The 10,777-nt window shown below is 39.3% G+C and carries 9 protein-coding genes and 1 riboswitch; of the genes, 6 read left to right on the forward strand and 3 right to left on the reverse strand.

Features of this window, described 5'->3' with window-relative positions; translation table 11 throughout:
* Positions 1–111: 111 nt before the first annotated feature.
* The 3 genes from flgK to FC65_RS05455 all read left to right on the forward strand — a co-directional run bounded on the left by flgK (position 112) and on the right by FC65_RS05455 (position 4,866).
* Positions 112–1,641 carry a flagellar hook-associated protein FlgK gene (gene flgK / locus FC65_RS05445; RefSeq protein ID WP_056971844.1) on the forward strand — a complete coding sequence of 510 codons (1,530 nt, stop codon included), beginning with the start codon at positions 112–114 and terminating at the stop codon, positions 1,639–1,641.
* Between the two features lie 3 nt (positions 1,642–1,644).
* Positions 1,645–2,586: a flagellar hook-associated protein FlgL gene (gene flgL / locus FC65_RS05450; RefSeq protein WP_056971845.1), complete on the forward strand. Its 942-nt coding sequence runs from the start codon at positions 1,645–1,647 to the stop codon at positions 2,584–2,586.
* 198 nt (positions 2,587–2,784) lie between these two features.
* The gene (locus tag FC65_RS05455) at positions 2,785–4,866 is read left to right on the forward strand and encodes a methyl-accepting chemotaxis protein (RefSeq protein WP_056971846.1); all 2,082 of its coding nucleotides are present in this window, start codon (positions 2,785–2,787) and stop codon (positions 4,864–4,866) included.
* 124 nt (positions 4,867–4,990) lie between these two features.
* Here the strand turns inward: FC65_RS05455 and FC65_RS05460 are convergent, their stop codons facing one another.
* A complete protein-coding gene (locus FC65_RS05460) occupies positions 4,991–5,833 on the reverse strand; it encodes a DegV family protein (RefSeq protein WP_056971847.1) in 843 nt (280 codons plus the stop codon).
* Between the two features lie 205 nt (positions 5,834–6,038).
* Positions 6,039–6,083, forward strand: a riboswitch (PreQ1 riboswitch).
* Positions 6,084–6,090: 7 nt separating this feature from the next.
* On the opposite strand from FC65_RS05460, the gene FC65_RS12375 reads away from it, so the two are divergent.
* The gene (locus FC65_RS12375; protein WP_010498233.1) at positions 6,091–6,267 is read left to right on the forward strand and encodes a QueT transporter family protein; all 177 of its coding nucleotides are present in this window, start codon (positions 6,091–6,093) and stop codon (positions 6,265–6,267) included.
* Between the two features lie 621 nt (positions 6,268–6,888).
* Here FC65_RS12375 and FC65_RS05465 read toward each other — a convergent pair.
* Positions 6,889–7,506, reverse strand: coding sequence for a LysM peptidoglycan-binding domain-containing protein (locus FC65_RS05465; RefSeq protein ID WP_056971848.1), 618 nt, complete (start codon positions 7,504–7,506; stop codon positions 6,889–6,891).
* 408 nt (positions 7,507–7,914) lie between these two features.
* On the opposite strand from FC65_RS05465, the gene FC65_RS05470 reads away from it, so the two are divergent.
* Complete coding sequence (locus FC65_RS05470; RefSeq protein ID WP_056971849.1) at positions 7,915–9,879, forward strand: elongation factor G; 1,965 nt, start codon at positions 7,915–7,917, stop codon at positions 9,877–9,879.
* A 133-nt stretch (positions 9,880–10,012) separates the two neighbouring features.
* Here the strand turns inward: FC65_RS05470 and FC65_RS11800 are convergent, their stop codons facing one another.
* Positions 10,013–10,180, reverse strand: coding sequence for a hypothetical protein (locus FC65_RS11800; protein WP_154022034.1), 168 nt, complete (start codon positions 10,178–10,180; stop codon positions 10,013–10,015).
* Positions 10,181–10,346: 166 nt separating this feature from the next.
* On the opposite strand from FC65_RS11800, the gene FC65_RS05475 reads away from it, so the two are divergent.
* Positions 10,347–10,637: a hypothetical protein gene (locus FC65_RS05475; protein ID WP_010498238.1), complete on the forward strand. Its 291-nt coding sequence runs from the start codon at positions 10,347–10,349 to the stop codon at positions 10,635–10,637.
* The last annotated feature ends 140 nt before the right edge of the window (positions 10,638–10,777 follow it).

A 10,777-nucleotide genomic window follows, 5' to 3' on the forward strand; every position in this document is an offset into this window, starting at 1 on the left:
CTTAACTAACTTCAACAACAAGTCGCTAAAGGCACGACTTATTGTTGAAGTCCGTTAATGCTCGGCTTCTAACCGCATTTCTTCACCTTGTTATTCTTTAGGAGGACTTTCATGTCAGGTTTATTTGGTACTTTGAATACTGCTCGCAGTGGGTTAGATGCTAACCAAATCGGCTTGCAGACTATCAGTCATAATATTGCTAACACTAATACCGATGGTTACTCGCGCCAACGTGTTGATTTATCAACGAAGATTCCTTATGCAAAAACAGGAGTTGGTTTGATCGGTAGTGGTGTTCAAGCTGATGGTATCTCACGGATCGTTGATGACTTTGTACGTTCACAGGTTCGAGATTCTAATTCAGATTATAATTTTAACGTCCAAAAATCAGATGTTTTGGCTTTATTAGAAAATGCATTACATGAGCCGTCAGACGATGGACTCATTACACAATTGAATAATTTCGCTGACAGCTTACAAAAATTAGCCGACAATCCGGAGTTGGATACGGCTAAAACTAATAGTGTTCAAATGGGCGTTGCTTTAGCTTCTTATATCCAGCAAACTGCGCGGCAAGTTTCACAAGTTTCTACTGATACACGTTCTTCTCTGGCGAAAACTGTTCTAGATTTTAATGAAAAGGCAGAACAACTCGTTAATTTGAATCAACAGTTGTATGACAGTCATTTAAGTGATGAACAGCCCAATGATTTGTTAGATCAACGTGATAGTTTGTTAAAGGATATGTCTGCTGAAAGTAATTTAACAGTCTCGTTTGACAAATATGGCCGTGCTTCACTTAGTATCGGTGACCATGCCGTGGTTGACAGTGAAAAAGGAGTACAGACTAAGTTAAATGTTGTTGTCAGTAATTCTAACGGCGAAGCTCAGATTTTGCCGAATGGTGATGAAACACAACCGAAGCAAACGATCGATGGAGATTTCACGGTCGGAGAGGTCGTTTTTGAAACAGCGAACGGTTCAGAGAAGTACAGCAAGTTAGCAGTCAAGTCTGGTTCGATCGGCGGTTTGCAAGAATCATTGGCTGAAGTGGAAAGCCATCGAGCTGAATTAAATGATTTTGCCAAAGGCGTTGTAGAAATCGAAAATATCGTTTATTCTGATGGGCAAACTCCAGATAGCGGCTTTTTTGAAATCACTGATCCAAGTGATCCGGCTTTAAGTATTAAGATCAACGATGATTTAGTCGCAGATCCAGGCAAAATGAAAGTCGGTACTGGTGATGATCCGGCCGAAGGAGATAATGGCCGTGCTTTAGCGATGGCTAAGGCGCTTAAGAGTAAGCTTGATTATCCGGTTGATACGGCGAAATTGTTGGAAAATTATAATAAGGGTACTTTGACCTTCAATAATTCTCAAGATGGTTTAACGATTCCAGGTGCCTATAACAGTATCGTGACAAAAAATGGGATATCTAAACAAAAAGCAGACAATATGGCATCTGCTCAATTATCAGCGTTGAACCAACTGGAATACAAAGACCAAGCAGCTTCTGGTGTTAATTTGAATGAAGAAATGTCAGATGTGATCAGATTTCAACAGGGGTTTCAGGCTAATGCCAAATTATTAAATGTCGTTTCAGAAATGTTGGATACTTTGATCAATAGAACGGGGGGTTAATCAATGAGAGTTTCCAGTAAAATGGAATATTCTGATTTCTTGAAGAATTTACAGATCAGTACTAACAAGGTTCAAAAGACAATGAATCAACTGTCTAGTTTGAAAGAAGTCAATAAGGCTTCTGATAATCCTTTGTTAGTCGCAAAGATCTTAGATCTGAATGTTTCGATTTCACAAAACAAAACGTATGGCCAAACAATTTCTGATTCCACGCTCTGGTCGCAAACGCAAGACTCAGCTTTAGATAATGTTTCGACCTTGATGCTTTACATTAGAAATTTGATCGAGTCGTCGGCCAATAGCGGAACAGCTACACCTGCGGTTTACAATGCGAACCGTAAAGAAATCTCGCAGTCGATCTCAGGGATAGTTGATGCTTTGAATACCAACTATGATGGCAGGTATATCTTTGGGGGGACAAAGACACAAGAACCGCCATTTGCTGTTATCAAAGATGCTGAAGGGGAAGCTGTCAGTTTAGAATACAGAGGCAACTCGGACAATTTGCAGCGTGAGATCTCCGATGGCGTTAACATAGATTTAGCTACAGACGGGTCACGTTTGATGCACGCCGATGGTTCGCCTGGCATTGATAAAGATAGCAAGTCTGAACTGACCGAATTCTTTAGTGGTTTGATCGATACTTTGAAATCGGGGGATCCAGATAGAAAGTTATCCAGTGAATATTTGTCAGGAATCGATAAATTTACTGAAAACTGTACTGACTATAGATCTAAGATCGGTTCGATCGAAAATCGTTTAAGTTCAGCATCAGCTCGAAATAAATCTGAGAAAAATACTTTAGCGGAAACTTTATCTAATAAACAAGATGTTGATGTTGCAGAGAAGTATATGGGATATCAAAATCAAATGATTGCATATCGTTCGACCTTGGCTATGGGGACTAAGGTCATGCAAACTTCGATATTAGATTATCTGCGTTAAAGTTATGTTTTGTTTTAGTGGGGCTAAAGGGGTAAAAGAGCAGTAATTGCTCGTTAATTTGATGACTTCAGTGCAAGCAAAAGCAAATACTGGCAAACATATTATTTAGGGGTTGTTTGCTCTAGTGCTTTTGTGAACGATAGTCATGAGATCCTTAGGGGGTCAAATTAGATAGTTAGGGAAAGATGGGGAAAGAAAATGGCAAGTAAGAAAAAAGTTGCTAAAAAGAGTATTCAGAAGTATATTTTACCGTTACTCTTATTGATAGCATTGGTACCGGCAATTATAATGAATTTGATCTCATACGGGAATACACGTCAGCAATTGATCGAGAAAAATGACCGTTTAAAAGTGACGGCTGTAAATGTTTTGCAACGGCAACAAGTTGACATGCGGCAAGATGTTACTGGACAAATTGCTAGTTTGGAAAAAAGACCAGAGTTGACCAATAATGTCAACTTAAAAGACGCTAACAGAACTTTGAAAATTGCCAATGGCGACGCTCAGGGAACGATCACAAACTTGATGTATGTCAATACTGATGGTACATATGCCTATTCAAATTTTGCGATGCCTAAAGATATGAATATTTTAGATCAAGATTGGTATCAAAAAGCACCTACAGGGCATGCATATTGGTCGATTCCATATGAGGATCCGGCTAATCATTCGTATAGTGCAAGTGTTTCCCAGAAAATCATAGATAAGCAGGGAAAGGCCCATGTTTTAGCAATTACTGTTTCATATTCATCAGTACAAAAATCTGTTGAATCGATGGAAATCGGAAACAATGGTCAAGCCGCCGTTTTAACTAAAGCCGGCAGGGTTTTGATCAAAAAGAACACTGGTAAAAGCAATAATACTTTTAAAGCAGGTAAAATGATCAACAAGACAGCCGTTTATAAAGCAGTGGCTGCTTCAGCGAAAAAGAAGGGGACGATCAAAGTTCCTGGAGGTTCGCAGATCAATAAGGTTACCTTTGACAAGGGCAATGGAACAACTGACAATTGGACCATCGCCCAAATGAACAATAGTGATTTGAGCGCAGGCACACATCATATGTTGATAACCTTGACAATCTCAATGTTGGCGATCATCATTTTAGCCGTGATAATATCTTACTATAGTGCAGGTTTGATCAAACGTGCTTTATTAATACTTGAGAAGTTCTTTATAGATGCTGGCCAAGGTAAGATGAGTTACGTGCCTGCAGTGGGTGAAAAAATCGAGTATTCTAAGGTACCAATAGAACGTCTAGCTCAAAAGATGACCAGAGCTGATGCGAATGGACATGAGTTTAACAGAGTAGCGGCTAGTTACAATAATATGATCGCTTCTGTCACTGTTCTGATCGGACAAACACAGCAAGAAGCCAAGAATGTTTCTGAACAAGCTGCATCATTACTTGACCTTTCGAAACAAACAACAACTGCTTCTGAAGAAATCGCACAGACGATCACTGAAATTGCTGAAGTGACAGGATCACAAGCAAAAGAAACTACTGAAAGCGTGGATAACGTTCAAAAAATCACTGCACATATTGATAATGTCAATGCGAATATGGAAGAGCTTGATAATTCATCCAAAGAAGCTTCAAAAGTTGGACAAAATAACCTGGATGTCATGGACAAGGTCAATGGTAACTGGTCAAATGAGATCAACGGAATGCAAGCTTTGATGAGTAGTGTTCAGGAAATGGATAGTGATGTACAAAACATTACTAAGATCATTAACGTTATCAATGATATTGCAAGACAGACGAACTTGCTTGCTTTGAATGCATCGATCGAAGCAGCTAGTGCAGGCGAAGCAGGAAAAGGATTCTCAGTTGTTGCAGCGGAGATCCGGAAGTTAGCTGAACAAAGTAATGATTCGACTAAAGAAATTGAGTCGATCATTGAACAGATCAGACAGCAATCAACTGGTTTGGTCAAAGCAACAACAGACTCACTGGAAAGCAGTGAAAAACAGACTGGTTTGATCACAGAAGCTATCAAGTCGACAATGAACGTTTATCAGCATAATGAAGCTATGGGTGCAAATGTTCAAAAGATCCATGAGGGTACAAAAGAGATCAGTGAAACTCAAAAGATGATCTTAGATAAACTTGAAAGCATCTCAGCTTCAACACAAGAAAACGCAGCAGGAACAGAGGAAGTTTCGGCTAATTCTGAAGAAGTGCAAGCTACGATGGATGAGTTTACCCAACATGTTTCGACCTTGGAAGAAACTGCTGCTCAGTTGCAAAAACTGACGGGTCAATTTGATTTAGATAACTAAGCAGAAAGCTGAGAAGCTGGCCAATTGCGAGTCCGTTATTAAATAGCAAAAAGTTAATATAAGAGAACTGCAAACAAAAAAGATCGTTCTTCTTTAAATTGAAGGACGATCTTTTTGCATGTAGTTAATTATTTTGCCAACTAATGATCAGTGCTTGTGGACCGATGAAGGAAAATATCGAAGGTGAATATAGATCAGTTACTAGTTGAAGTTGCGGCATAATTTCTTTCAGGCAAGAAACATATTTTTCCAAGACCATTGTATTGTCTGCCACGATTGCTAGTTCCGGTTTTGCTGCAGAGCTGCGAAACTTATTCAATAGCGCCGTTGCAATTTTTTTCGTGCGTGAACTTTTCATCAAGACTTCAAGTTCACCATTTTCGGAAAAATGCAGCAAGGTTTTATAATGCAGCATATTATTACTGAAAAGATGTGCATTATTTGAAATAGAACCGATCCGACGCAGATTTTTGAGATTTTCCATTATGACCAGCGTATGTTGTTTTTGGCGGTACTTGGTTAGTTCTGTTAAAATGTCAGCAATTTTCAATCCGTGAGTAATCAGAGTAAGTGCTCGTTCAACCAACGCACCTTCTGCAGGACCAAGAGTATGAGAATCAAAGAGATGGATCTTAAGCGGCTGTTGACAGTTCTTGGCGAAAGTAGAGAGATTTGAGCCTAAGCCACTGATCGAACTGGCAATATGTATACAAAGTATGTCAGTATAACCAGCCTGTTGAAGTTCATCAGTTACTGCAGAAATTGTTGTTAGTGGGATCTGCTCTTCTGTTACAGTGTTGAGTGTGGCTTCCCTTAGTGTTTCTAGTCCAGCAACTTCTGGCAATTCATTGGGATAATAAGTTTCTCCATCCAATGAAAGTGGGATCTGTAAGACCTTAATATTCGGTTGTGATCTGACTTTACTGCTGATCATCGCAGCACTGTCAGTTAAAATAGCGATTTTCATTAGTAATATCCATTCATTGTAAAAATTTCGCGGGTCGTGTCAAATATTTGTTAGAATAGACAGTTAGTTGATCCACGATTTTTAGCGACTAGTTACTCGGTCGTTAAAATGTCCAATAATAAAATTATAACATGCTTTTCAGGTTGATAAACGGTCGTCTTTTTTCTATACTTGAAAGTGCAGTATTAATGGAATAATTACTTGTTACATGGTGGTTCGTGACCATCCCACCTAAAAAAACTAGGAGGTTTTTAAAAATGACACGTGTTAATAATAAAGTTGCTGAGATCACCAAAACAGCTTTGATCGCTGCACTTTATGTAGTTTTAACCGTTACTTTTATACCATTGAGTTATGGCTCGATCCAATTTCGTTTGTCAGAACTGCTCAATACTATGGTGGTTTTCAACAAACGTTACATGAGGGGTGTTTGATTGCTAATTTATAGTCATCAATGGGGCCGGAATGTCATAGGCAGTCGCACTAGAATTACATCTGGTCAGTGAAGTTTTGTTTTGGATGACATATTTGACAGTCGGCATTGGTGAATTTGTTGTGGTTTTAATTGGCGACATTGTTGTGTGGCTGATCAATGAAAAAGTTGATCTAAGCCGGTAAAAGTGAGCGTGGTTTGCAAATAAAGAGGTGGCAATGATGCTGACATTCCTGTTTATATTATGCGTCCTTTTTGTGTGGAGCGTTTTGAGCTTCTTTTTCAACATCGGCTGCGGTTGCTTGTTAGGAGTCATATTTTTACTAATAATAATTGCTATTCTTTAAAATTAATCGAATAGAACTGAGGCAAAGCATTTTTGACGATAAACATGTTTTGTCTCAGTTTTTTTACGAAGTGTTAGGAAGATGAAAGCTTTTGATTACAAATGTGGCCTTCAAGCTGTCCAGACGAGGGCGGTGTGGCCACAACTTTAGTGAAACGATGAATATCCAGAGACAGACTAGAAACATGATAGATTTTCTTCAGTGTAAATTAAAAAAACATAATGTTGATCACATTACAGTTCTTTGCTTTATAGGTGGTTCACATTATTTAACTGTTACTGCTTTTGTAAACCGTCGATGGCCTGGGAGATATTATTCACAGCGTTAGTAACGTCTTGCTGAGTGGCAGCGTAAGACTTGATAACACCATTACCTCTCATGGCAGCCTGACGTAAGTTATCTAAGGAGCTCTCGGTATAAACGCCATTGGTGTAGAGATACTTATTGGCTTCTTGCAGTTTTGCTTCTAAGCTGTTTTTATCAACGTTATCTGCAGGAGTAGGTTGACTGGTTGGAGCGCCGCCGCTATTTGATGGCGCTGTTACAGTTTGACCATTGAATGTCAAACTATTGCCAGCATAAATCAGGTCAGCATTTGCGATATTATTTTGTGAAGCAAGCTGATCTGGTGTAACAGTCAGACCTTTCGTTTTCAATGCTTCAGAGATCCCCCATAGGCTGTCGCCGTATTTGATCGTATATGGGCTGGAAGTATTTGTAATATTAGCTGCGATCTCATTAGGAGTATTGGCCTTCCATGTATCAGCAGATGCTAAATTTGGAACGGCAAATAAGGCACCGGCTAAGACTGCAGTTGCACCAGCAATCTTAAGTTTATTATTTGTTGAGTGTACTTTTTTCTTGTTACGGTAATTAATACTTTCATTGTTCATCTGGTATAACCTCCATTCGAAAATCTTCGAAGATCAGTTTCCTTGTTTCAATGACTAATATTTAACCTTGAGTAACTGTCGTGTCAATGTTTCCTCCTCTTCGAGTGATTTAGTTAACCCTTGCTTTTGTTAACAATTGTATCTTAACACGGGATAACTATAAGTCAAATGTTTTGAATTCCATAAATAATAAAAAGATTTTAAGCAAACAAATGTTGATATGGCAGGAACTATGTTAGAAAGATATTTAAAATTATTATTATTAGTGTTTAAAGTGATTGGTGTAGTTAATTTCCAGGATGGAGTGTGGAAGTTATTTAGGTTAAAATAGTTAAGAAGAAACTTTAGCAAAACAGTGACAAATTTGAGCGAGCAGTTTTAGCTCGTTGATCTTAAGGAGACTAAAAAATGAAGCACATTGTGACAGGTATCGTGGCTCACGTTGACGCGGGCAAGACGACACTTTCTGAAGCCTTACTATATCAAACGGGTGAGGTCCGCCATTTTGGCAGAGTTGATGATCAAAATACCTTCTTAGATCCTGAGGAGTTGGAGAAAAAACGTGGGATCACGATTTTTTCTCACCAAGCATGTCTGACAACCAGCGATTTGGCGCTGACCTTGTTGGACACCCCAGGGCACGTCGATTTTGCAGCCCAGACGGAACAGGTTTTAAGTGTGCTCGATTATGCGGTACTTGTCATCTCTGCTAACTCAGGAATTCAGGGGTATACATTAACTTTATGGCGTCTTTTGGAACGATACCATGTGCCGGTTTTTATTTTTGTAAATAAAATGGATTCTACCCAAAAAAAGTGCCAAGATCTAGTCCAGCAATTACAAGCTAATTTATCAGCAGCCTGTCTAGATTTTGGAAATGCCATTCCAAAACTGGCAGAAAACAATCAGTTGGCAGATGATTTTTATGAGTCTGTAGCACTGAGCGATGATGAAATTTTGAATCAATTTTTGGATACCGGGCACGTCAAGCCAGCTGCGATCCGCGACTTGATCAGTCAGCGTAAAATCTTTCCATGTTATTTTGGTTCAGCCTTAAAAGTGGACAAAACGGATGAACTGTTGACTGGTTTAGAGTATTGGACACAAGAAAAGCCCATGGTCAGCGGGGACTTTGGCGCACGTGTTTTTAAAGTTTCACATACTGAAAAAAAAGAACGGTTAACATGGCTGCGAGTCACCAGCGGCGCGTTACATCCTAAGGCGATCGTACTAGGCGAGCCAAAAGCCAATCAACTGCGAGTTTATAACGGAACAAAATATGAAGTTTCCAAAGAAATAAGCAGCGGGGAAGTTTGCGCGATCCCTGGGTTGAAAGAAACATATCCAGGGCAAGGTTTAGGGATAAAAGAAGATGCTGAAGCCCCGCAATTAACACCAGTCCTTAATTATGCAGTTGATCCTAAAGGACAAGGTATTCAAGTTTGCTTGCAAGCTTTACGTGAGTTAGAAGATGAGGATCCTCAATTGCACGTCACGTGGTCAGAACAACTTCAAGAAATTCAAGTTCAGTTAATGGGAAAGATTCAACTAGAGATCTTAGCAAATTTATTAGCCGCTCGTTTTGGCTTAGAATTGGCATTTGATCAAGGAAGAATTTTGTATCAGGAAACCATCACGACACTAGTTGAAGGAGTGGGCCACTTTGAACCCTTGCGCCATTACGCTGAGGTCCATTTATTATTAGAACCGACACCACGGGGCAGTGGTCTTAGTTTTGGCAGTGATTGTTCGTTGGAAGTCTTGGCAAGTAATTGGCAACATCAAGTCCTGACAAATTTGCAGGCCAAGCAACACCTAGGGGTCCTAGCCGGCATGCCTGTGACCGATATGAAAATCACTTTGATCAGCGGCAAAGCAAGCAATGTGCATACTGTTGGCGGAGATTTTCGCCAGGCAACCTGGCGGGCTGTGCGACAAGGACTAATGGAATTGCGACAACAAGGAAAGTGTGAGTTGTTGGAGCCATGGTATCAGTTTAATTTGCAAGTCGGTACGGACCAAGTTGGGCGTGCAATGACTGATATTGAAAGAATGAGCGGTCATTTTGCAACACCTGAGCAAAGTACTAGCCAGTCAGAAACAGTGGTATTAACGGGAGAAGCGCCAGTGTCAGAAATGCAGGGGTATGCGGAAGAAGTGCGCTCCTACACCCATGGAAAAGGACAACTGGAATGTATTTTTGCTGGTTATCGTCCGTGTCACAATACTGCCGCAGTAATTGCAGAGAAGTCGTATGATCCAGTTAGTGATCTGGATAACACACCAGACTCGGTTTTTTGTGCTTATGGAGCTGGCTATCCGGTTGCGTGGAATGAAGTTCCGCAAATGGCACATGTATCTTATAGAAATTAAAAATAATTTTAAAAAAACAAAAAATTTAGCAAAATAAATAAAAGAGTCTGCGTAAGCAACAGGCTCTTTTTCTATGAGATAAAGTAATTTTTCTGATACAAAATAAACAATGAGAAAAGTATATGTAAGTCAATTAATGTGAGGATATTTTCTCAGTTTTAACTACGATAACGTATTCATTGTTGAAATGGTTGATCTGACAGTCTTCCATTCGATAATCCGCTAAGGTTTGCGAGCAGGCATTTTCAAAAGTTTGATCAAGATCTTGACCATGAAAAACTTTAATTAATGAATCCTCCAAGATATTCACTCCTATTCTTTAAATATCAAATAGAAATATAGCATAAAGAGCGGTAAAAATCACATTGTGCATTATATGATTTAACGTAAATTTTTAGATATAATAATCATTTAAGGAATACAATCTTTTGCAATATCGTTTATTTTTTAGGAGGAAAGCAAAAACTATGCAAGATCAATTCGTTGTTTATCCTATCAAAATCAAACCGACTGGTGAAAATTCATCCAATTATCTGGTTTACTTACCGGATTTTCAAGGTTATACGCTGGGAGAAGATTATGATAATGCACTTTTTATGGCTCGTGATTATATTGGAACACGCAGCCTTTTCAATAAGTTGCCGCCAGCCATCAAGCACTTACCTTTAGTGGGTGGATCTGAAACTGCGTTATTTATTAAAGTGAATATTACTTCATTTCGTTTACAGCATGGTGTGAGGGCTAACGGACATTTATAGGTTGGGAAGAATTATTTCCAATTTACAGCGTGGAAAGGCGAGAAAAGTGGCACTATACTCGGTTCGCGCCACCTTGTTCTTAGTCAGGTTACGAAATGCAAAAGCTTGAGCTTAACTAACTTCAACAACAAGTCGCTAAA

The sequence above is a fragment of the Ligilactobacillus acidipiscis DSM 15836 genome, from assembly GCF_001435755.1.
In the GTDB taxonomy this organism is placed as follows: domain Bacteria; phylum Bacillota; class Bacilli; order Lactobacillales; family Lactobacillaceae; genus Ligilactobacillus; species Ligilactobacillus acidipiscis.

Excerpts from the sequence above, each read along its gene's own strand:
- flgL (WP_056971845.1), top strand. The coding sequence starts at position 1,645 with ATGAGAGTTTCCAGTAAAATGGAATATTCTGATTTCTTGAAGAATTTA.
- FC65_RS05475 (WP_010498238.1), top strand. The coding sequence starts at position 10,347 with ATGCAAGATCAATTCGTTGTTTATCCTATCAAAATCAAACCGACTGGT.
- FC65_RS05460 (WP_056971847.1), bottom strand. The coding sequence starts at position 5,833 with ATGAAAATCGCTATTTTAACTGACAGTGCTGCGATGATCAGCAGTAAA.
- FC65_RS05455 (WP_056971846.1), top strand. The coding sequence starts at position 2,785 with ATGGCAAGTAAGAAAAAAGTTGCTAAAAAGAGTATTCAGAAGTATATT.
- FC65_RS12375 (WP_010498233.1), top strand. The coding sequence starts at position 6,091 with ATGACACGTGTTAATAATAAAGTTGCTGAGATCACCAAAACAGCTTTG.
- flgK (WP_056971844.1), top strand. The coding sequence starts at position 112 with ATGTCAGGTTTATTTGGTACTTTGAATACTGCTCGCAGTGGGTTAGAT.
- FC65_RS05465 (WP_056971848.1), bottom strand. The coding sequence starts at position 7,506 with ATGAACAATGAAAGTATTAATTACCGTAACAAGAAAAAAGTACACTCA.
- FC65_RS05470 (WP_056971849.1), top strand. The coding sequence starts at position 7,915 with ATGAAGCACATTGTGACAGGTATCGTGGCTCACGTTGACGCGGGCAAG.